This is a genomic window from Pseudomonas sp. MEJ108 (assembly GCF_030208985.1).
In the GTDB taxonomy this organism is placed as follows: Bacteria; Pseudomonadota; Gammaproteobacteria; order Pseudomonadales; family Pseudomonadaceae; genus Aquipseudomonas; species Aquipseudomonas fragariae.
Genome location: NZ_JARVSW010000049.1, coordinates 1 through 21,181 on the forward strand (window position 1 = coordinate 1; position 21,181 = coordinate 21,181).

At 61.6% G+C, this 21,181-nt stretch carries 18 protein-coding genes; 9 read left to right on the forward strand and 9 right to left on the reverse strand.

The genetic code is table 11. From position 1 onward, the window contains the following. Positions 1-129: 129 nt before the first annotated feature. The 5 genes from QRN50_RS20285 to glnT all read right to left on the reverse strand — a co-directional run bounded on the left by QRN50_RS20285 (position 130) and on the right by glnT (position 6,438). Complete coding sequence (locus tag QRN50_RS20285; protein ID WP_058399489.1) at positions 130-1,455, reverse strand: ammonium transporter; 1,326 nt, start codon at positions 1,453-1,455, stop codon at positions 130-132. Positions 1,456-2,002: 547 nt separating this feature from the next. Then, positions 2,003-3,343 (reverse strand): FMN-binding glutamate synthase family protein, encoded by a 1,341-nt coding sequence (locus QRN50_RS20290; protein WP_003367224.1) that lies wholly within the window; start codon positions 3,341-3,343, stop codon positions 2,003-2,005. A gap of 15 nt (positions 3,344-3,358) precedes the next feature. After that, a complete protein-coding gene (locus QRN50_RS20295; protein ID WP_003367221.1) occupies positions 3,359-4,042 on the reverse strand; it encodes a GltB/FmdC/FwdC-like GXGXG domain-containing protein in 684 nt (227 codons plus the stop codon). Then, positions 4,039-4,959, reverse strand: coding sequence for a class II glutamine amidotransferase (locus QRN50_RS20300; protein ID WP_011267556.1), 921 nt, complete (start codon positions 4,957-4,959; stop codon positions 4,039-4,041). The genes QRN50_RS20295 and QRN50_RS20300 overlap by 4 nt, the downstream gene beginning before the upstream one ends. A 144-nt stretch (positions 4,960-5,103) precedes the next feature. Continuing rightward, positions 5,104-6,438 (reverse strand): type III glutamate--ammonia ligase, encoded by a 1,335-nt coding sequence (gene glnT, locus QRN50_RS20305; RefSeq protein ID WP_011267555.1) that lies wholly within the window; start codon positions 6,436-6,438, stop codon positions 5,104-5,106. Positions 6,439-6,727: 289 nt separating this feature from the next. Here glnT and QRN50_RS20310 point away from each other — a divergent pair, with 289 nt between their 5' ends. After that, the gene (locus QRN50_RS20310) at positions 6,728-7,333 is read left to right on the forward strand and encodes a helix-turn-helix domain-containing protein (protein ID WP_003423969.1); all 606 of its coding nucleotides are present in this window, start codon (positions 6,728-6,730) and stop codon (positions 7,331-7,333) included. 48 nt (positions 7,334-7,381) lie between these two features. Here the strand turns inward: QRN50_RS20310 and QRN50_RS20315 are convergent, their stop codons facing one another. The 4 genes from QRN50_RS20315 to QRN50_RS20330 form a co-directional block, all read right to left on the reverse strand. Continuing rightward, positions 7,382-8,548, reverse strand: a complete 1,167-nt coding sequence (locus QRN50_RS20315; RefSeq protein ID WP_003408090.1) for an acetyltransferase domain-containing protein — start codon at positions 8,546-8,548, stop codon at positions 7,382-7,384. Between the two features lie 155 nt (positions 8,549-8,703). Beyond that, complete coding sequence (locus QRN50_RS20320; protein WP_003408086.1) at positions 8,704-9,264, reverse strand: gamma carbonic anhydrase family protein; 561 nt, start codon at positions 9,262-9,264, stop codon at positions 8,704-8,706. Positions 9,265-9,275: 11 nt separating this feature from the next. Continuing rightward, entirely contained in the window at positions 9,276-10,181 is a 906-nt protein-coding gene (folE2, locus tag QRN50_RS20325; RefSeq protein WP_058399488.1) for a GTP cyclohydrolase FolE2, read from the reverse strand. Positions 10,182-10,355: 174 nt separating this feature from the next. Further along, positions 10,356-11,264 carry a LysR substrate-binding domain-containing protein gene (locus QRN50_RS20330; RefSeq protein WP_058399487.1) on the reverse strand — a complete coding sequence of 303 codons (909 nt, stop codon included), beginning with the start codon at positions 11,262-11,264 and terminating at the stop codon, positions 10,356-10,358. Between the two features lie 206 nt (positions 11,265-11,470). Here QRN50_RS20330 and QRN50_RS20335 point away from each other — a divergent pair, with 206 nt between their 5' ends. The 8 genes from QRN50_RS20335 (at position 11,471) to QRN50_RS20370 (ending at position 21,179) form a co-directional block, all read left to right on the forward strand. After that, positions 11,471-12,991: an ABC transporter substrate-binding protein gene (locus tag QRN50_RS20335; protein WP_058399486.1), complete on the forward strand. Its 1,521-nt coding sequence runs from the start codon at positions 11,471-11,473 to the stop codon at positions 12,989-12,991. 102 nt (positions 12,992-13,093) lie between these two features. Beyond that, the gene (locus QRN50_RS20340) at positions 13,094-14,011 is read left to right on the forward strand and encodes an ABC transporter permease (protein ID WP_003348343.1); all 918 of its coding nucleotides are present in this window, start codon (positions 13,094-13,096) and stop codon (positions 14,009-14,011) included. 8 nt (positions 14,012-14,019) lie between these two features. Beyond that, entirely contained in the window at positions 14,020-14,928 is a 909-nt protein-coding gene (locus QRN50_RS20345) for an ABC transporter permease (protein ID WP_003408073.1), read from the forward strand. Positions 14,929-14,944: 16 nt separating this feature from the next. Beyond that, entirely contained in the window at positions 14,945-15,946 is a 1,002-nt protein-coding gene (locus QRN50_RS20350; protein WP_024652364.1) for an ABC transporter ATP-binding protein, read from the forward strand. Beyond that, on the forward strand, positions 15,943-16,965 hold the full coding sequence (locus QRN50_RS20355) for an ABC transporter ATP-binding protein (protein WP_054092302.1): 1,023 nt from the start codon (positions 15,943-15,945) through the stop codon (positions 16,963-16,965). The genes QRN50_RS20350 and QRN50_RS20355 overlap by 4 nt, the downstream gene beginning before the upstream one ends. Further along, positions 16,962-18,389, forward strand: coding sequence for a M20 family metallopeptidase (locus tag QRN50_RS20360; protein ID WP_024638430.1), 1,428 nt, complete (start codon positions 16,962-16,964; stop codon positions 18,387-18,389). The genes QRN50_RS20355 and QRN50_RS20360 overlap by 4 nt, the downstream gene beginning before the upstream one ends. Further along, positions 18,386-19,537, forward strand: a complete 1,152-nt coding sequence (locus QRN50_RS20365) for a M20 family metallopeptidase (RefSeq protein ID WP_096126678.1) — start codon at positions 18,386-18,388, stop codon at positions 19,535-19,537. Before QRN50_RS20360 ends, QRN50_RS20365 begins: the two co-directional genes overlap by 4 nt. A 118-nt stretch (positions 19,538-19,655) precedes the next feature. After that, a complete protein-coding gene (locus QRN50_RS20370) occupies positions 19,656-21,179 on the forward strand; it encodes an amidase (protein WP_058399485.1) in 1,524 nt (507 codons plus the stop codon). The last annotated feature ends 2 nt before the right edge of the window (positions 21,180-21,181 follow it).

Here is a 21,181-nt window from a genome sequence, read left to right on the forward strand (position 1 = left end):
ACCCCCGGATCAGCGCCAGGACTCAGCCGTCACTAACGTCGCACTCTGCGTCGTCTGTGCCATCGCGATAGAAAAGCGCTTGTATATGCAGCGACCTCGCGCAAGGCATGACATTGGCCGGCAGCCCTCTCAATGGTTGTAGGCCCGTTCGTTGTGCTCGGCCAGGTCCAGGCCCATTTCTTCGACTGACTCGTGAGCGCGCAGGCCGATCAGTGCCTGCACGGCTTTGAGGATGATCCAGCTGACCGCGAAGCAGTAGGCGGTGGTGAACAGCACGCCTTTGATCTGGGCAATCACTTGGGCGCCCATGCTGACATCGGGCACCAGACCGCCCAGTGCGGGTACGCAGAACACGCCGGTCAGTACAGCACCGATCATGCCGCCGATGCCGTGCAGGCCGAAGACGTCGAGGCTGTCGTCATAGCCCAGGCGTTTTTTCAGCACGGTCACGCTCAGGTAGCAGAACACTCCGCACAGCACGCCGATGGCCAGTGCTCCGCCCACTCCGACGTAGGCACACGCCGGGGTGATGCCGACCAGACCCGCCAATGCACCGCTTGCCAGACCCAGCGCGCTGGGCTTGCCAACCTTGAACCACTCGGTGAACATCCAGCCAAGTATCCCGGCGCACGCCCCCACTTGCGTGTTGAGCATGACGATGCCGGACGTGCCGTTCAGGCCGCCACCGGAACCGATATTGAAACCGAACCAGCCGACCCAGAGCATGGCTGCGCCGGCCATGGTCAGGCTCAGGTTGTGCGCCGGCATCGGGGTGTTCTGATAACCCTTGCGCTTGCCCAGTACCAGGCATGCCGCCAGTGCCGCGACACCGGCATTGATGTGCACTGCGGTGCCGCCGGCGAAGTCCAGCACGCCCCAGTTGTGCATCAAGGCGCCGGCGCCACCCCAGACCATATGCGCGACAGGCGCATACACCAGGGTGAACCACAGCGCCATGAACAGCAGCGCCGCAGAAAACTTCATGCGTTCGGCGAAGGCTCCGGCAATCAGCGCCGGAGTGATGATGGCGAAGGTCATCTGAAAGGTCACGAACACCCCTTCAGGGATATCACCGACCAGGCTGTCGGGCGTCATGCCGGCTAGAAAAGCACGACTCAGACCGCCCACGAAGCTGTTGAAACTCACTTGCCCTTCGACCATGTTGCTAGTGTCCACCACCATGCTGTAGCCATAGATGACCCACAGCACGCCCACGACTCCGGCAATGCCGAAACATTGGGTAAACAGCGACAGCATGTTCTTGGCCCGTACCAGACCGCCGTAGAAGAGTGCCAGCCCCGGAAGGCACATGAACAGGACCAGAACGGCTGCGGTGACCATCCAGGCTGTGCTGCCGGTGTTCAGGACGGGGGCGTCAGTTGCCTGCGCAATCGGAGCAAAGGCGCCGAGCGCGAGTAAGGCTGTAAGGGATTTGCCGTGTAGACGATTGACCATGTTCAAAGCTCCCGCAAATGAATGGAAAGTGTCTGGCAGCAAAGAGGGTTATTCAGAAAGGCGAGGCTCTTTGGCCTCTTGAGGGTTCATCGTCATGCACTCCGTAGGGATACACTCGATTCTCGCGGGTGCCAACGTGATCAAAAATCACATTGCGACGCTCGTTCCCATGCTCCGCGTGGTAATGCATTTCGTGACGCTCTGCGTCACACGGCGGTTTTTCTTTTTCAGGTGGATTGGGGTTCGACTCAGGTCACCTTTTCGCCCTTCGGCGACCTACTTTGATGGGGCCAAAGTAGGCAAAGCCCGCAGCTCCGTTTCCGGCCCGACTTCGTCGGGTTCCTTCGCCCTGTCACTGATCCGGGGGTCGCCGCAACTGGCCATCCATGGCCCGGTGCGGCTAACTCGGCGTCCTGCCGAGTTCCCCCCGGATCAGCGCCAGGCCTCAGCCGTCACTTACGTCGCAATTTGTGTCGTCTGTGCCATCGTGATCGAAAGCACGTTATGGCGTCAGTCAGTACATCGCCTTCGAAAGCACGTCATGGCGTCAGTAACCAGAACCAGACCCGGGAATCCACGATGTCCCGGCCAGGGGCACGCGGGCCATGGCTGCTGATTCGACGGTCAGTGCCACCAGGTCTTCCGGGTCGAGGTTGTGCAGGTGTGATTTACCGCATGCGCGGGCCATGGTCTGGGCTTCGAGGACGAGTACGCGCAGGTAGTTGGCCAGGCGCCGGCCGCCTTCGACCGGGTCGAGACGTTTGGACAGTTCCGGGTCCTGGGTGGTGATGCCCGCCGGGTCGCGGCCGTTTTGCCAGTCGTCGTAGTAACCCGCTGCCGAGCCGATTTTTCTCAGTTCTTCGTCGAGCCGCGGATGGTTGTCGCCCAGCGCTATCAGTGCCGCCGTGCCAATCGCCACTGCGTCGGCACCCAGCGCCATGGCCTTGGCCACGTCGGCGCCGTTGCGGATGCCGCCGGAGACGATCAACTGCACCTTGCGGTGCATGCCCATTTCCTGCAACGCCTGCACGGCCTGGGGGATGGCAGGCAGAATCGGGATGCCGACGTGTTCGATGAACACTTCCTGAGTCGCCGCCGTACCGCCCTGCATGCCGTCGAGCACGATCACGTCGGCGCCGGCTTTCACGGCCAGTTTCACGTCGTAGTAGGGACGGCTGGCACCGATCTTCACGTAGATCGGTTTTTCCCAGTCGGTGATCTCGCGAATCTCGGCAATCTTGATCGCCAGATCGTCAGGGCCGGTCCAGTCCGGGTGACGGCATGCCGAACGCTGATCGACACCGACTGGCAAGGTACGCATGCCAGCCACCCGTTCGGTGACTTTCATGCCCAGCAACATGCCACCGCCGCCCGGTTTGGCGCCCTGCCCCAGCACGATCTCGATGGCATCGGCCTTGCGCAGGTCGTCCGGGTTCATGCCATAACGCGATGGCAGGTATTGATAGACCAGATGCTGCGACTGGCCACGCTCTTCCGGGGTCATGCCGCCGTCGCCGGTGGTGGTGCTGGTCCCCGCGATGGTCGCGCCACGGCCCAGTGCTTCCTTGGCGTTGGCCGACAACGCGCCGAAGCTCATGCCGGCAATGGTCACGGGGATTTTCAGGTACAACGGCTTTTTGGCAAAACGATTGCCGAGCACCACGTCAGTGCCGCATTTCTCGCGATAGCCTTCCAGCGGGTAGCGCGACACGCTGGCGCCGAGCAGCAACAGGTCGTCGAAGTGCGGCAGCTTGCGCTTGGTGCCGCCACCGCGAATGTCGTAGATGCCGGTTTCCGCAGCGCGCTGGATTTCCTGAATGGTCAGGCGATCGAAGGTGGCCGACTCGCGCAGGACTGGAGCAGGTTTGTGGCTGATAGGGTCGCTCATGGTAATGCTCCTGGATCAGTACGCGGAGGCGTTATCGACTTTGAAGTTGTACAGCTGACGGGCCGAGCCGTAGCGTTTGAAATCCGCTGCCTTCTCGTTGAAGCCCGCGCGATTGAGCAACTCCTGCAGCTCCTGCAGATGCTCTTCACGCATCTCCTTGGCGATGCAGTCGGAGCCCAGTGACTCGACCTTGCCTTTGACGTAGATCCGCGTTTCATACAGCGAGTCGCCCAGCGCATCGCCGGCGTCGCCGCAGACCACCAGCCGACCGGCCTGGCCCATAAAGCAGCTCATGTGGCCGATGCTGCCGCCGACCACGATGTCGATGCCTTTCATGGAAATCCCGCAGCGCGCCCCGGCATCGCCTTCAATCACCAGCAAGCCACCGTGTGCCGTTGCGCCGGCTGCCTGCGAGGCGCTGCCCTTGACCCGCACAGCGCCGGACATCATGTTTTCCGCGCAGCCGACACCGACGTTGCCGTGCACGGTGATCGACGCTTTCTGGTTCATCCCCGCGCAGTAGTAACCCGCGTGGCCCTGGATATCGATGGAGATGGCTTCGTTGACGCCGACCGCCAGGTTGTGCGCGCCATCGGGATGCGTGACCAGCCATTCGCGGTCCTGCAGTTCCTTGACCTGATCGTGCAGGGCCTGATTGAGATCACGCACGGTGGCGCTGGAAAGATCGACGGTTTTCATGGGCGTGCTCCCTCGGCTGGCTCGCGTTCCCAGATGTACATGGTGGCCGGGACCGGTTCCCAGACCCTGGCGTTTTCGATCCCCGGCAGGCTGGACAGCGCCTGGTATTCCGAGGCCATGGCGACGTAGTCATCGGTTTCGGCAAGGATCGCCGGTTTGCAGGCGATCGGGTCGCGAATCACCGCAAAACCATTGCGTGTGCCGATGGCGAAGGTAAAGAAGCCATCGAGGTCTTCGAGCGACTTGTCGAGCGCCTGTTTCAGGCTGTCGCCCTGTTGCAGACGCCAGGCCAGATAACCGGCGGCCACTTCAGTGTCGTTGTCGGTCTCGAAGTGAATGCCTTCGCGGCGCAGGTTCTGGCGCAGACGAAAGTGATTGGACAACGAGCCGTTGTGCACCAGGCACAGGTCGGAGCCCGTCGAGAATGGGTGACTGCCTTCCATGGTCACGGCGCTTTCGGTGGCCATGCGCGTGTGGCCGATGATGTGACTGCCTTTCATGGACGCCAGACCGAAGCGTTCGGAAATCTCCCGCGGCAGGCCCATGCCCTTGAGGATCTCGATGCTCTGCCCGGCACTCATGATGCGCACGGTCGGTGCCAGTTCCGCCAGCGCGGCGCGCACCGGGGCTTCTTCTGCCTGAATCTTCAAGACCACGGCGCTGGCGTTCTGAAACCAGTCCAGCTGCGCGCTCAACCTGTCTTGCAGCGCCGCAATCAGCGCCGTGAAATCATACTGTTCGCTGGTGGCCTGCAAGGTCAGCTTGACCCAGCCCTGCGCCACTTCATCGCCATAGATGGCGAACCCGGCACTGTCCGGTCCGCGGTCGGTCATGGCTTCGAGCATCGGCTCGAACAACTTGCCGAGTTGCGACTCCAGCGCCGGGTTTTTCAGATACAAACCAACGATTCCGCACATACGCCTCACCTTGTTCGGGAGCGGCAAGCTTTTAGCTGCAAGCTAAAAACCAACCGCGTAGACAGAGAAATCAAACACGCCGCAATCCAGCCTCTTCTTGCAGCTTGCCGCTTGAAACTTGCAGCTGCTCTCTGAAACTTGCCGCTAGAAAAATTCGATATAGCGCTTCACTTCCCAATCGCTCACGTGGCGGCTGTATTCCACCCACTCCATGCGCTTGAGGCGGATGAATTCATCGACAATCTCGCTGCCCAGCACTTCGCCAAACAACGGGTCGGCTTGCAGCGCGTCGCAGGCTTCGTTGAGCGACTGCGGCAGGGTCTTGATGCCCCGTGCGGCGATCTCTTCGAGGCTCAATTTGTAGAGGTTCTCGTTGCAGACGTGATCGATCTCCAGTTGCCGGTCGATACCGTCCAGGCCTGCGGCAATGATTGCGGCGCTGACCAGATACGGATTGCACCCGGCGTCGGGCAGACGAAACTCCAGACGGCCATAAGGCACGCGCACCATCGCCGAGCGGTTGTTGGCACCGAAGGCAATAAACGCCGGGGCCCAGGTGGCGCCCGAGAGTGAATTGCCGACCACCAGGCGTTTGTAGGAGTTGACCGTGGGTGCCGCAAAGGCGCACAGCGCAGGCCCGTGAGCCAGCAGGCCCGCAGCGAAGTGATAGGCCAGCGTCGACAACCCCATGCCGCTCGGATCGCTGGCATCGTGGAACAGGTTCTTGTTACTGGCACTGGCGATCGACAAGTGAAAGTGCATGCCATTGCCGGCCCGTTTGGGATCGGGCTTGGGCATGAACGAGCAGATCATGCCCATGTCATTGGCGATCTCACCGGCGGCCATGCGGAAGAAGGTGAAACGGTCAGCCGATTCCATGGCCTCGCTGTAGGTGTAATTGATCTCGAACTGGCCGTTGGCGTCTTCATGATCGATCTGATAGATGTCGAAACCCACCGGCTGCAATGCCTCGGTCAGGCGCTCGAGAAACTCGCGAGAGCGCGACAGCCCCTTGTAGTCGTAGCAAGGCTTGTCGAGGTTATCGCTGGCATCGACCATCTGCAGGCTGCCGGTGACATCGCGCTTGAACAGGCTGAACTCGGGCTCCAGGCCGGTATTGAGGCTCCAGCCACGCTGACTGAGGCGTTCGACCTGCTGCTGCAGCACATAGCGGCTGTCATAGGGCCAGGGTTTGCCATCCACATGGCCGATGCACACCACCCGTCCATAGCCCGGCTGCCATGGCACCGGGGTCAGCGACGACAGATCACCCCTGGCCATGAAGTCCGGCCCATGAGGCTCCATGCCCATGCCGCAGATCGCGAAACCGGCAAAGCCGGCACCGTCCTCTGCAACCATTTCCAGACCTGTCACAGGAACCGATTTGGTCTTGGCCGAACCATGAATGTCGACGAACTGAGCCAGTACGTACTTGATGCCGTGCTGTTCGATCAGACGCTGTGTTTCGGGTGGCAACATGGGACGTGTCTCCTGGCAAAAGCAAAACGTTTCAGGGAAGGGCCGCTGTTCACTGCCTTTCGGGATATATTCCGAGCAGGAAAGTTACTTTCTCTTTAGGAATGCAAGGCGCTTGCCAGTTTGGTATGCCAATCGAACGAAGCCACTCAGGAGGGGTAATTCAGCTGTTTATATGGGAAACTCGTTTTCCCTCTGGGAATAATCTGCAACCCGGCCACACCACGGCCGCATCGAAATGCACATTCCCAGTGCGAAATAAAAATTATTGAACGGAAACCGTGCAAAGCCGATGAACATGCCGACCGACCCTCATCCGAAATTGAAGCTCGAGCAGTACCTGGGCATTCAGATCAAGCGTCAGCGCCAGGCTCAGGAACTGAAGCTCGCCGACGTGGCGCGCATCGCCGGTATCAGCCAGGGCATGCTGAGCAAGATCGAGAACGCGCAGGTCTCTACCAGTCTCGACAACCTCAGCCGCCTGTGCGACGTGCTGGGCATGCCCATGTCCAAACTGTTCAGCCAGTACGACCAGCAAGGCAGCAGTGCCCTGCTGGTGAAGGCCGATGAAGGACTCGAAGTGGTGAGGCGCGGCACCGAGAAAGGCCACACCTATCACCTGCTCAACCATACCCGTGGGCCGAAGAAGAGTTTCGAGGCGTACATGGTGACGATGGACGATGCCAGCGAAGAGTTTCCGACCTTTTCACACCCCGGCACGGAGTTTCTACACCTGCTGGAAGGCGAACTGATCTACCGCCACGGCAACCAGCTGTATCCGATGCAGGCCGGTGACAGCCTGACCTTCGACGGCGACATCCCCCATGGCCCCGAGCAACTGGTGCAGGTGCCGATCAAACTGCTGTCGATCATGAATTACGGGGCGCACGGAGACTGACGCCAGGCGAGAAGCGGTACGCCAGCAGGCGCACCGCTGTTGCCGGGACTAGAAGTACTTCAGCCAGCTGATATCCCGACGCCGGGCCTTGAGCGCGGCGAACCAGCGCACTGCCGGGAACAGCAGAACAGCCAGTACCACCGAGGTCAGCCAGACGCCCCACATGTGGTCAAAGCCGAAGTATTTGCCCTGATTCGCACCCCAGATGGCCAGAGCGATCAGGTACAGAATCTTCAGCACGTACAGGTGCAGCAGGTAGAAAAACATCGGTGCTGAACCGAGTACTACCAACGGCCGCAACCAGCTTTTCTCCTGACTGCGCTCGAACCCGATCAGGATCAGCATGCCGATCCCCAGCGTCAGGCTGATGAACAGCAACGATGGCGGGTATTTGGTGATGTTGAAAAAGCTCATGACGGTTTGCAGGCCGGTCTCGCCAACACTCCACGGCTTTTCGCCGTAGCCGTTGATCATGCGCAGAATCACGAAACCCGCCAGCGCACCCAGGCCCCAGGTCCAGAGTTTCGCCTGACGCGTTGCGGCATCGAAACCGGAGACAAACCATGGCCCGGCAGCGTAGCCCAGCGCAATGATGCCGATCCACGGCAAAAGCGGGTATGAGGTACGGAAACGCAGGTTGTCCGACACCTCGATCCAGCCGCGATCATGCAGAATCGCCCACGGGATGTGCATGGCCGACTCGACGCCGAAATGCAGCGTGTCCAGCAGGTTGTGTCCGGCAATGATCACCACACCGATGACCACCAGTGCCCAGCGCGGCAGGAACACCATTAGCGACAGCGCCACCATGCTCAGGCCGATGGCCCAGATCACTTGCAGGTAGATGACGGTTGGCGGGAACTCGAAGGTCCAGGCGAAGCTCACCAGGGTGAATTCCAGCGCGATCAGAAACAGCCCGCGCTTGAGCAGGAACGCCGACACGTCGCTTCTGCCCTGGTATTTCTCGCCGTAGAGGTACGCGGAAAGCCCGGTAAGGAGCACGAACAATGGCGCACACAAATGCGCCAGCGTGCGGCTGAAGAACAGCTCAGGCTCGGTGGCCGTGATGTCCATAGGGTCCAGCACCTGACGGTGCAGAAAGAAGGTTTCCCGCACATGGTCCAGCAACATGAAAAGAATAATCAGCCCGCGCAGAGCATCGATTGAGCGAAGCCGGGATGCCGGCGCTCGAGGGGGGTGAACAGCTGTTGTCATGAAAAGTCCAAGGTCCGTGATGGGGGGGCTAATGGCTTGTAGCTGCAAGCTGCAAGCTGCAAGCTGCAAGCTGCAAGTGGAAAGCTTCAAGCTTCAAGCTTTTAGCCTCTAGCTTGCAGCTTATAACTTGCCGCTTGCCGCTGGCGCGCAGCGCTTCAAAACTCGTTCTGAAGCGCCTTGTAGCCGCGTACCAGATCAATGTTGGTGCGCGCCACATCTTCGGAAAATTCCGAAGCCGAAATGCTCACCGGCGGAAATTGCGAAAGGTCAGTGCCCGACCCGATCCGGGTGGTGGACGGCACATAGAAGTGCTCCGGCAAATCGCGACCGTCGACCACCGAATTGTGCCTGACCACGCTGCCCTTGCCGACCTGGCAATTGAACAGCACGCTATTGAAACCGATGAACACGCGATCTCCGACTATGCAAGGTCCGTGCACGATAGAGCGGTGGGCAATCGAGGTGAACTCGCCGATGGTGACTGCAGCACCTGATTTCGAATGGATCACCACGCCATCCTGGATGTTGGAATTGGCACCGATGACGATCGGTTCCATGTCCCCGGTGGCATCGACTTCGTCGGCGCGGATCACGGCGTAGGGGCCGACAAACACGTTGTCCTTGATGATCACCTTACCGCAGATGATCGCGGTTTTATCGATGTAGGCGGACTCGGCAATGACCGGCAGATGGCCGGAAGGATTTTTACGGATCACGGAATGAAACCTCAGGACAGGTAGTTGGAAGTCTGGGCGGCTGCATCGTGCGGATGCAGGCTTTCAAAGTGACGGACACTGACGCTGGAAGCTGCATAGCGGCCTTCGAGTGCTTGCTGGACCTTGCGTGCGGCGTCTTCGACGTACATCAGGTTCTGGCCGTTGAGCCGCGCAAAGGCCTGTTCGTCGGCACGCTTGACGGCGGTTTGCACCGGGGTGCCCAGCGCCTGCTCTACCAGGTCGATCAGCGTCATCAAGCCCAGTTCGGCCGCCTGCTCTGCCACCCGTACCTGCACCGTCGCAACGCTGCGCTGGCTGTGCGGCGTGGCGAACGATGCGTTCTCGCGCAGCCAGGTCGCGACCTGCATCGGATCGACAAACGACTGCCTGCCGAAGCGCGCCGCAAATGCCTCTTCCAGCAATTGGCGAGACAGTGCGGCCGAGCACGGGCAGGTGGACGAGTAGGTGATATCCACCGAACTGTCGAGGCACAGCCGACCGGCATGCCAGGTGGCATCGAGCTTCACGGGGTAGGATTTCCAGCCGCTGAGCCCTTCTGTAATCAACGCCGGTCGACGGCACAGCAGATTGAAGCTCAGCGTCAACCGGGCGTGGCTGGAATGGCAGTCGAGGTGACTCTCGACCATGGCTTCCAGCAAGGCAGCCAGCGTATCGGGGCTGACGATCTGGCGCTCGGCATAGCCGTCGAGCAGCCGATAGAGTCGCGACATGTGGATGCCCTTGACGCTCGGGTCGGTCAGATCGACCTGCAGATCGACATGCGCGTGAACAGGATGACGAATGCTTGCTTCAGCCAGTCTGATCGGCACTTCCACACCTTGCATGCCGACCCAGTCGAGTGACACCAGCGCCGGGGAAATTTCCGTCAGGGCAACATCCGGGAGAGGTTTGTTCATGTGCGTCGTTCGTCTCGTTGGCGAACTTCACCACGCGGGCGAAGCCTGAAGTTGGCGGTTCACAGCCGTACAGTGCACGGCCATAAATTCGTTACACTATAACATTAAGCTCGCCAGCTTCATCAACCAAAGGTCACTTACTCCACACAGCGCTCCCGCACTACCACCAGCGGCTCAGGTCTTTGCCAGCTCCTCGATCAGAAAATCACGAAAGGCAGCGACTGCCGCCGGCAGGTTGCGCCCGGCCATGCTTTGCAACTCGATACGCCGTGCCTTCATACCATCGTCACTGATCGGCAGCGATTTGAGCTGTTTTTCATGGGCGCGTTTGTCCAGCGTCATCTCGCTGGACAGGCTGATCCCGCCCTCCTCCCGAACAAACCGCAACAAGGCGCCGATGTAATTGCTGGTCAGCACCGGATCGAACAGCAGACCCTGCACACCGCAACAGATATCAAACAACTGGCGCAAGGTCGTGTCGGTATTGGTCAGGGCGATGGCATAAGGTTGCAATTCGGCCAGCGTGACCTCCTTGCGTGCGGCCAGCGGATGGTTATGACTGACCACTGCGCAGATCGCGCCGCTGTGGATGTGCTCGACCTTGATTTCGTTCTGCGGCGTCAGGCTGAAGGTCAGGCACAGGTCTGCATCGCCCGAGCGCACCCGTTCGGTGGCCTGCGCCGGGGCACAGACCTCCATCGAGAAATGGATGCCCTGATACTGTCGCCGAAAGCGCGCAATGCACTGCGGCAGAAAATCCAGGGCAAAGCCCTCCGAGCAGGCGATGCGCACATGTCCACGCTGCAGGCCTTGCAGCTCGGTGATTTCCAGCACCACCTGCTCGGCCTCAAGCTGTGATTTGCGCGCATAGGCCGCCAGGCGGACGCCCGCCTCGCTGAGCATCATGCCGCGCGCCTGACGCTCGAAAAGCAGCGCATCCAGTTCCCGCTCCAGTTTGCTGATCTGTCGACTGACCGCCGAAGACGCAACATTGAGGCGGATCGAGGCTTCGCTGATCGATCCGCACCGCGCCACTTCGAGGAAGTAGCGCAAGGCCGTGGACTGTACGCCGTAGAGTTGCATCGCTGCTCCTGCGTTGCCTTTTCAGCAATGAAAGGTTCGAAATATTGTGCTTGTGGCATTGATACGCTTTGCCTAGAGTCGTGTCGAGGCGCAACTCATCAAAACAACCCAATCAAAAGAACACTGCGGCCTCGTTGCTTCCTCCTTCTCGCATTTGCGACCCACTGCCCTTTGATACATCCACTTTGCCTTTTGGAGACGACGGCATGGGAATCAAGGGTTTCGCTCGCAGCATCGCGCTATTGAGCCTGTTCAGCAGTTTCTCCGTCCTGGCCGGCAAGGCTGACGACACACTGGTCTACGCCTCCGACAGCGAACCGGAAAACATCAGCCCCTATCACAACGACTTGCGCGAAGGCGTGATCCTCGGTCGCCTGATCTGGGACAACCTGGTCTATCGCAACCCGGACAATGGCGAGTACCAACCGATGCTCGCCACCAGCTGGAAACAGGTCGACGACACCACCATCGATTTCCAGCTGCGCCAGGGCGTGAAGTTTCACAACGGCGACCCGTTTAGCGCAGATGACGTGGTGTTCACCCTCAATTATGTGGTGTCTCCCGAGTCCAAGGTGGTCACCGTGCAAAACGTCGACTGGATCAAGAGCGCCGAAAAACTGGGCGATTACAGTGTTCGTCTGCACCTGAAAAAGCCCTTCCCGCCTGCGCTGGAATACCTCTCCAACGCCGTACCGATGTTTCCGAAAAAATATTTCGAAGAAGTCGGGCTGGCAGGCTTCAGCCGTAAACCGATCGGCACCGGGCCTTACAAGGTGACGGCCATCGCCACCGGCGAAGGCGTGAAAATGGACAAGAACCCGGACTACTTCAAGGACAGCCCGCAAGGTCAGCCAAAGATCGGGCACATCAACTTTCGGGTGATCGCCGATGCCGAAACGCGTCTGGCCGAGCTGATGACCGGTGGCGTCGACTGGACCTGGCGGGTGGCGCCGGATCAGGCGGAAAACCTCAAGGCCATGCCCAATCTGGTGGTCACCAGCGGTGCGACCATGCGCATCGGCTTTCTGATTCTCGACGCGCGCGGCACCTCCAGCGCCGATTCGCCGATGAAGCACCTGAAAGTACGTCAGGCGATCAACTACGCGATCAATCGGGACGGGCTGGCTTCGCAACTGGTCGGCGGCGAAAGCAAGCCGTTGCAAGTCGCCTGCTACCCTGGCCAGTTCGGTTGTGACACCACCGCCGCCACGGTCTACAACTACGACCCGGCAAAGGCCAAGGCGCTGCTCGCCGAAGCCGGCTACCCGAACGGCTTTGAAACCGAAATCTTCGCTTACCGCGACCGCGACTACGTTGAAGCCATCATCGGCAACCTGCGCGCCGTGGGCATCAACGCCAAGCTGCGCTACCTGAAATACGCCGCCCTGCGTGATCAGCAGCGCGGCGGCAAGGTACCGATGTCGTTCCAGGCGTGGGGATCGTTCTCGATCCTCGACACCTCGGCGTCGGCCGGTACCTGGTTCAAGGGCAACCCCGACGACAACATCAAGGACCCGCAAGTCCAGGGCTGGCTGCAGACCGCCGACAACGCGCTGGACCCGCAGGTGCGCAAGGATAACTACCGCAAGGCGTTGCAGCGCATCAGCGAGCAGGCCTACTGGGCGCCGCTGTTCAACTACTCGATGAACTACGCATACGTCTCGGACCTGAACTTCAAGCCTTACCCGGACGAGCTGCCGCGCTTCGTACTGTCGAGCTGGAAATAAGCACTTGCCCAGGCCAGTCGGCCAGCCTGGCTGTAAGGCGCATGCCGCGCCTTGCAGCAGGGTCAGCCACCCCGTCATTCCCTGAACACAAGGTCACTTGCCATGTTCGGATTTCTCTTGCGCCGCCTGGGTATTGCCCTGTGCGTAGCGATTACCGTGTCGGTGATCAGCTTTTCCCTGCTGCACCTGTCCGGCGATCTGGCCACTGCCATCGGCGGGCCGGAAGCCAGCAGCGAGCAGATCGAACAGATCCGCGTGCAGTACGGCCTCAACAAGCCGTTGGTTACGCAGTATTTCGAATGGCTGGCCGACGTGGTGCGTCTTGATCTGGGCGACTCGTTCTTCTTTCAGGAGTCGGTCTACAACCTGATCGCCTCACGGCTGTCGATCACCCTCGGGCTGGGTGCGATGGCCCTGAGTATTGCGCTGCTGATCGCCATTCCGCTGGGCGTGCTGGCCGCGGTGAAACGTGACACGTGGATTGATCGCCTGGCACTGAGCATCGCAGTACTGGGTCAGGCCATGCCGAGTTTCTGGTTCGCACTGATGCTGATCGTGGTGTTTTCGGTCACCCTGAAATGGCTGCCGGTATCCGGCAATTCGACCTGGGCGCACTTCGTGATGCCGGCCATCGCCCTCGGTTATTACGCCACGCCGGCGATCATGCGCCTGACCCGTGCGGGCATGCTCGACGTGCTCAACTCCGATTACATCCGCACCGCACGAGCCAAGGGCCTGCGCCCTGCCACCGTGCTGTTCAAGCATGCGCTGCGCAACGCGCTGATTCCGGTGGTGGCCCTCGCCGCCGTGGAATTCGGTTTCATGCTCGGCGGTTCGGTGGTCATCGAGACGGTTTTCTCGCTGCAGGGCATTGGCCAGCTGGCCTGGGACGCAATTGCCCGTGACGACTTCCCGGTGGTGCAGGCGGTCGTGCTGTTGATCGCGGTGATCTACATCGTCCTCACCCTGCTGGCCGACGTGCTCAACGCACTGCTCGACCCGCGCATCCGCGTGAAATAGGAGGCCCCATGAGCACAACCACCTCATCGCCGCTGCTGATCAACGATTACCAGCCTCCGGCGCGCAGCGTCTGGCGCACGTTACGCAGCAGCTTTGCGCATCGCGGCTTCGCCATCGGCGCGGTACTGCTGCTGGTCATCCTGCTTGGCGCGCTATTCGCGCCCTGGCTGGCACCCTACGACCCTTATGCGCAGGACGTGATGCTGCGCATGAAACCGCCGGTGTGGATGGCCAACGGCACCTGGGACTACGTGCTGGGCACCGACAAACTGGGCCGCGATTACCTGTCGCGCCTGCTCTACGGCGCACGCATCTCGTTGTTCATCGGCTTCTCGGCCGCGCTGATCTCCGGGATCATCGGCACCATCATGGGCCTGTTGGCCGGCTACTTTGGCGGCAAGACCGATGCACTGATCAGCTACCTGATCACCACCCGCCTGGCGATGCCGGTGGTGATGATCGCGCTGGCCTCGGCATCCTTGATCGGTGGCTCGCTGAAAGTGGTGATCGTGTTGCTTGGCTGCCTGCTCTGGGACCGCTTTGCCGTGGTGGTGCGCGCTGCCGTGCAGCAGATTCGCGACGCTGAATACGTCGCCTCGGCCCAGGCCTTGGGTTGTTCGACGCTGCGCATTCTGGCCAGTGAAATCCTGCCCAATCTGGTCGGTGCGCTGATCGTCGTCGCTACGCTGGAAATGGCTCACGCGATCCTCCTCGAGTCGGCGCTTTCGTTTCTCGGGGTCGGCGTGCAGCCGCCCATTCCTTCATGGGGGCTGATGATCGCCGAGGGCAAACCGTACATGTTCTTTTCCCCTTGGGTCATCGCCATCCCCGGCGTCGCCCTGATGGTGCTGGTGCTGGGCATCAACCTGGTCGGTGACGGCCTGCGCGACCTGATCCTGCCCGACGGGCGCAACTGACAGAGGAGATACGCACATGGCGCTGTTACATGTTGAAAACCTGCGCGTCGAGATTCCTCTCGGGCAAGACACGCTTCACGCAGTGCGCGGCCTGGACTTTCAGGTCGAGCGCGGCGAAATGCTGTGCATCGTCGGCGAGTCAGGCTGCGGCAAATCCCTGACTTCGCTGGCGCTCATGGACCTGCTGCCGCGCAAGGCCCGGCGTACCGCAACGACACTGAGCCTGGACGGCATCGACATGCTGACCCAGAGCGAGCGGCAGATGTGCGACCTGCGCGGCAACCGTCTGGCGATGATCTTTCAGGAGCCCATGACCTCGCTGAACCCGGCCTACAGCATTGGCGATCAGCTCAGCGAAGTGCTCACCCGACACCGCAAGGTGTCGCGCAAGGAGGCACTGCAGCGCGCCGCGCAGATGCTCGATAAAGTCGGAATCAGCAACGCGGGCGAGCGCTTGCGCCAGTATCCGCACCAATTGTCCGGCGGCCTGCGCCAGCGGGTGATCATCGCCATGGCCCTGATGTGCGAACCGGACGTGATCATCGCCGACGAACCGACCACTGCGCTGGACGTGACCATTCAGGCGCAGATCCTGCGCCTGATCCGCGACATTCAGAAGGAGCTGGGTCTGGCCGTGATCTTCATCACCCACGACCTGGGGCTGGTGGCACGTATCGCCGACCGGGTCGCGGTGATGTACGCCGGACAGATCGTCGAGACCGCCCCGGCCATCGAGTTGTTCGAGAACCCGCAACACCCCTATACCCGCGGCTTGCTGGCGAGCATTCCGATCCCCGGACGCACTCAGCCGGGCCAGCCGCTGGGGTCGATTCCAGGGCTGGTGCCCAGTCTGGTGGGCGAGCAACACGGCTGCGCATTTCGCAATCGCTGCCCGCAGGCGATCCCGGCCTGCGCCGACGACGTCCCGCCGATCAATAGCCACAACCACATGACTCGCTGCCTGTTTGCCGCAGCGGGCGCCGAACCTGTGTTTCACCGTGAGGGCGCACCGTCATGAATACCGCCGTGAAACAGGTTCCGACTGCCAGCGTCAAGAAAGACATTGCGCTGGAGCTGTGCGATATACGCCGCGAATTCAGCATCAGTCGTGGTTTTTTCAAACCCGATGCCACGCTCAAAGCCGTCGATGGTGTGTCGTTGCGCCTGATGCGCGGCGAAACACTCGGGCTGGTCGGCGAATCGGGTTGCGGTAAAAGTACCCTGGCGAAGATGCTGCTGGGGCTGCTTGCGCCCAGCAGCGGCGACGTACTGGTCAACGGCAAGCACCTCGCCGGCACCGACCGCAAGGAGATGGCGCGGCGCATTCAGCCGATCTTTCAGGACCCCTACTCGTCACTCAACCCGCGCAAGACCCTGCGCGAGATCGTCACGCTGCCGCTGATCGTGCATGGCATCGGCACCCCGGCAGAACGTCGCCAGCGCGCCGAAGCGATGATGGACGTGGTCGGCTTGCCCAAACGCGTGATCGACAGTTACCCGAGCCAGCTTTCCGGTGGCCAGCGCCAGCGTGTGGCGATTGCCCGGGCGCTGGTGATGCGTCCGGATGTGTTGATCTGCGACGAGCCGACTTCGGCGCTGGACGTTTCGGTGCAGGCGCAGATCCTCAATCTGTTGCAGGACCTCAAGCAGGAGTTCGGCCTGACTTACCTGCTGATCAGCCACAACCTGGCCGTCATCGAACATCTGGCCGACCGCGTGGCGGTCATGTACCTGGGGCGGATCGTTGAAGAGCGCAGCCGCGAATCCTTGTTCGCCCGGCCCGGCCATCCCTACACCCAGGCGTTACTGGACTCGGTGCTGACCCCGGACCCGCACCTGGGCATTCCCGACCTGGGTTTGCACGGGACCTTTCCCAATCCCATGTCGCCGCCGTCCGGCTGCGCCTTTCATCCGCGCTGCCCGGCGTGCATGCCGGTGTGCAAGGAAAAAGCCCCGGCCATTGGCCGCATGGAAGGCGGAACCGTTCGCTGCCACCTGCACGACACCTCGAAACCTCTGGAGCAGATACCCTCATGAGTAGCCGTTCGCACGCCATCGAAAACGTCACTGAACAGTTCGACAACGGCGCGTTTTTCGCCCTGCTCGGCAAAAGCGTTGCCTACCCGACCCAGAGCCAGGAGGCCGAGAGCCTGCCCGAGCTGTATCGTTATCTTCATGAGTTCATCACCCCGCATGTCGAGCGCCTGGGTTTCAGCGTTACCGTGCATGACAACCCGGTCGCCGGGCGTGGCCCGCTGATGATCGCCACGCGCATCGAAGCCGCTGAACTGCCGACGCTGCTCAGTTACGGCCACGGCGACGTGGTTCGCGGCTATGACGCACAGTGGCAGACCGGCCTGTCGCCATGGCAGGTGATCGAACGTGGCGAGCGCTGGTACGGGCGCGGCACCGCCGACAACAAGGGCCAGCACCTGATCAACCTGACGGCACTGGAGCAGACACTCAAGGCTCGCGATGGCAAGCTGGGCTTCAACGTCAAACTGCTTCTGGAAATGGGCGAAGAAGATGGCTCTCCCGGCCTGAGCGCGTTCTGCCAGGCCCATTCTGAAGAGCTCGCCGCCGACATCTTTATCGCCTCCGATGGCCCGCGCCTCGCAGCGGCACGCCCTACCCTGTTTCTCGGCTCGCGCGGGGTGTTCAACTTCGAGCTGACGGTGAACCTGCGCGAAGGCGCGCACCATTCCGGCAATTGGGGCGGCCTGCTGGCTAACCCGGGCATCATTCTGGCCAATGCCATCGCCAGCATGGTCGATGAGCATGGCCGGGTGAAAGTTGCAGGGCTGATGCCCAAAGCCATCCCTGACGCAGTGAAGGCCGCGTTGGCGGATATCGAGGTCGGCGGCGGCCCCGGCGACCCGGACATCGACGCCGACTGGGGCAACCCGGCGCTGTCGCTCAGCGAAAAAGTCTTCGGCTGGAACACCCTCGACGTGCTCGCTTTCAAGACCGGCAACCCGGACGCCCCGGTACACGCCATTCCCGGCAAGGCTCACGCGTTGTGTCACATTCGCTTTGTGGTCGACAGCGATTACAACGCCTTCATCCCCGCGGTGCGCGCGCACCTGGATGCCCATGGCTTCGATCGCGTCGAGGTCAGGCAGACCCGCATGGACGTGATGCACGCCACGCGCCTGTCGCCGGACAGCCCGTGGGTCGGCTGGGCGCTGGATTCGCTGGCCGCCACCACGGGCAAGAAACCTGCGCTGCTGCCCAATCTGGGCGGTTCGCTGCCCAATGACGTGTTCGCTGAAGTGCTGGGCCTGCCGACGGTCTGGGTGCCACACTCATACCCGGCGTGCTCGCAGCATGCACCTGACGAGCACTTGCTGGCTCCGGTGGTCAAGGAGAGCCTGCAAATCATGGCCGGACTGTTCTGGGACCTGGGCACGGACGGCGCACGACTGACCCGGGAACAACGGGCACAGGAGCTGAGTGAATGAATGAAGCACAACTGCACGCCACTGCGTGGCTGGCTGAGCAATATGAGGCGATGGAAGCGCTGCTGCAGCGCCTGGTCGATACCGATTCCAACAGTTATGACAAGGTCGGCGTCGACGCAGTCGGTGAGCTGCTCTGCGCGCAATTGCAGGCTGACGGAATCAGCGTCCAGCGTATCCCGGTCGAGGGTTTCGGCGATGTGCTGCTAGCTGAACTGCCCGGTGGACCCGGCAAGCCGGTGCTATTGCTTGGGCACCGCGACACGGTGTTTCCGAAAGGCACCACGTCCACCCGCGGCTATACCAGGGACGCCGAGCTGGCCTACGGCCCTGGCGTGGCCGACATGAAAGGCGGACTGGTGCTCAACTGCTTTGCGCTGAAGGCGTTGAAGCGCGCAGGCCCGCTGCCGTTCCCGGTGCAGATTCTGTATACCGGCGACGAGGAAATCGGCTCCGCCAGCGCTCGCAATCACATCGAACACTACGCCCGCCAGGCGCGCGCGGTGCTCAACCCCGAGCCGGGACGCGCCAGTGGCAATGTGGTCAGCGCGCGCAAAGGCGGTGCCACGCTGATCATCGAAGTCAGCGGCCGCGCGGCGCATTCAGGGGTCAATCATGCCGACGGCGCCAGCGCCATTCAGGCGCTGGCGCAAAAGATAATCAAGTTGCATGCGTTGACTGATTACGCGGCGGGCATCACCACCAATGTCGGGCTGATCTCCGGCGGTACCTCCAGCAATACGGTAGCGCCCAGCGCCACGGCGAAGCTCGACGTGCGTTTTGTCGAGCTTCGCCAATGGGCGGAAATACTTGCAGCCGTGCAGGCTATCGTCGCCGAAGAGGAACTGTCCGGCACGTCGGCCAGACTGCTGGAAGCCACCACCTTCCTGCCGATGGAAGCCCGGCACAGTACCGAGTTGCTGAGTATTTATCAGGGCCTCGCGCAGGAGCTGGGTTTCAGCGTGGAGGGCGAATTCACCGGAGGTTGCGCCGACTCGGGCTTCACCGCAAGCCTGGGGATCCCGACCCTGTGCGGCCTCGGCCCGGTGGGCGGCAAGGTCCACACCGACCGCGAGTACCTGGAACTGAACACCCTGGTGCCCAGAGGCCAGGCACTGGTCGCGACGATTCTGGCGCTGGGGGATGTGTGACGCAGAGCGTCACGAACTGCATTCCCACGCGGAGCGTGCGGAACGATGAACATTCGGGCCAGTATCGTACCCTTACTCCGCACCCAGCGTTATACCTAACTCCAGCGAGGAACACTCCATGCAAAACTCGTCCGAGCTGCTCGGTAAATCCGCCACCGAACTGCGTGCGCTGATCGGCAACAAACAGCTCTCTCCGGTGGAGTTGCTGGACGCCTGTATCGAGCGGATTGAAAGCCTGAACCCGAAGATCAATGCGTTCGCCGCAACCTGTTTCGAGCGCGCCCGCGACGAGGCACTGCTGGCCGAACAGGCCGTTATGCAAGGCGAACCGCTGGGGCTGCTGCATGGCCTGCCAATCGGCATCAAGGACCTGGAAGAAACCGCCGGGGTCCTCACCACCTACGGCTCGCAACTGTTTCGCGACAACATTCCCGCGCAGGACAACCTGTTCGTCGCGCGCCTGCGTGCGGCCGGGGCAATAATGGTCGGCAAGACCAATGTTCCGGAACTGGGCGCAGGCGCCAATACCCGCAATGTGGTGTGGGGCGCGACCGGTAACCCGTTCAATCCTGAACTGAATGCCGGCGGTTCCTCGGGTGGATCAGCCGCCGCACTGGCCGTGGACATGGTGCCGTTGTGCAGCGGCTCGGACACCGGCGGTTCGCTGCGCATTCCCGCAGCGCTGTGCGGTATCGTCGGCCTGCGTCCTTCACCTGGGCTGGTGCCGAGCGAACGCAAGAAGCTCGGCTGGACACCGATTTCAGTGGTAGGCCCCATGGGCCGCAATGTTGCCGATACCCTGCTGCAACTGCGCGCCAGCGCCGGGTTGGGGCAGTCCGACCCGTTGAGTTATGCCATCGCCGCCGACGAGTTCGCACCGCGCCCGATCGACCTCAGCCAGTTGCGCGTCGGCTACAGCGAAGACTTCGGCGCGTGTGCTGTGGATGACAGAATCCGTGCCGTCTTTCGGGAAAAGATCAGCGCCCTGAAATCGCTGTTCAAGTCCTGCGAAGCCATCGACCTGAACCTGACCAGCGCCCATCGCACCTTCGACGTCCTGCGTGCCGAAGCCTTCGTCGCCGGGCTGCAGGACGCTCACGACTGCGATCCTGATGCACTGGGGCCCAACACCCGCGCCAATTTCGACATGGGTGCCGCGATGTCTTTGCAGGACTGCGTCAAGGCGCATGGCGAGCAAAGCCGGATCTTTCGCGGTTTTCAGAAACAATTCGAGGAATACGACCTGATCCTCGCGCCCACCACGCCAGTCTCGCCCTTCCCCTGGAGCGAGCTGTACCTGCGCGAAGTCAACGGCGTGCCCCTGGACAATTACTACCGCTGGCTGGCGCTGTGCTACACCATCACCCTGACCACCAACCCGGCGCTGTCCCTGCCCTGCGGCACCGACCACAACGGCATGCCGTTCGGGCTGCAGGTCATCGGCGGGTTTCGTAGCGATGCGAAGCTGCTGGCCTGCGCTGCAGCGATCGAGCAGGCAACACTGAATGATCCACGCCTGTCACGTCCGCGTCCCGACCTGCAGAAACTGCTGGCCTCGGCGGTCGACCTGACCCACATCGTCACGCATCCGCCGATTTATGGCGGGTCGAGAACGGGCAAGCCGGAGATCGGGGCGATGTGAAG

Bases quoted from the DNA above. Each gene is read 5' to 3' on its own strand.
- QRN50_RS20335 (WP_058399486.1), top strand. From the start codon at position 11,471: ATGGGAATCAAGGGTTTCGCTCGCAGCATCGCGCTATTGAGCCTGTTC.
- QRN50_RS20350 (WP_024652364.1), top strand. From the start codon at position 14,945: ATGGCGCTGTTACATGTTGAAAACCTGCGCGTCGAGATTCCTCTCGGG.
- QRN50_RS20330 (WP_058399487.1), bottom strand. From the start codon at position 11,264: ATGCAACTCTACGGCGTACAGTCCACGGCCTTGCGCTACTTCCTCGAA.
- QRN50_RS20300 (WP_011267556.1), bottom strand. From the start codon at position 4,959: ATGTGCGGAATCGTTGGTTTGTATCTGAAAAACCCGGCGCTGGAGTCG.
- folE2 (WP_058399488.1), bottom strand. From the start codon at position 10,181: ATGAACAAACCTCTCCCGGATGTTGCCCTGACGGAAATTTCCCCGGCG.
- QRN50_RS20365 (WP_096126678.1), top strand. From the start codon at position 18,386: ATGAATGAAGCACAACTGCACGCCACTGCGTGGCTGGCTGAGCAATAT.
- QRN50_RS20310 (WP_003423969.1), top strand. From the start codon at position 6,728: ATGAACATGCCGACCGACCCTCATCCGAAATTGAAGCTCGAGCAGTAC.
- QRN50_RS20355 (WP_054092302.1), top strand. From the start codon at position 15,943: ATGAATACCGCCGTGAAACAGGTTCCGACTGCCAGCGTCAAGAAAGAC.
- QRN50_RS20315 (WP_003408090.1), bottom strand. From the start codon at position 8,548: ATGACAACAGCTGTTCACCCCCCTCGAGCGCCGGCATCCCGGCTTCGC.
- QRN50_RS20345 (WP_003408073.1), top strand. From the start codon at position 14,020: ATGAGCACAACCACCTCATCGCCGCTGCTGATCAACGATTACCAGCCT.
- QRN50_RS20370 (WP_058399485.1), top strand. From the start codon at position 19,656: ATGCAAAACTCGTCCGAGCTGCTCGGTAAATCCGCCACCGAACTGCGT.
- glnT (WP_011267555.1), bottom strand. From the start codon at position 6,438: ATGTTGCCACCCGAAACACAGCGTCTGATCGAACAGCACGGCATCAAG.
- QRN50_RS20340 (WP_003348343.1), top strand. From the start codon at position 13,094: ATGTTCGGATTTCTCTTGCGCCGCCTGGGTATTGCCCTGTGCGTAGCG.
- QRN50_RS20295 (WP_003367221.1), bottom strand. From the start codon at position 4,042: ATGAAAACCGTCGATCTTTCCAGCGCCACCGTGCGTGATCTCAATCAG.
- QRN50_RS20360 (WP_024638430.1), top strand. From the start codon at position 16,962: ATGAGTAGCCGTTCGCACGCCATCGAAAACGTCACTGAACAGTTCGAC.
- QRN50_RS20290 (WP_003367224.1), bottom strand. From the start codon at position 3,343: ATGAGCGACCCTATCAGCCACAAACCTGCTCCAGTCCTGCGCGAGTCG.
- QRN50_RS20285 (WP_058399489.1), bottom strand. From the start codon at position 1,455: ATGGTCAATCGTCTACACGGCAAATCCCTTACAGCCTTACTCGCGCTC.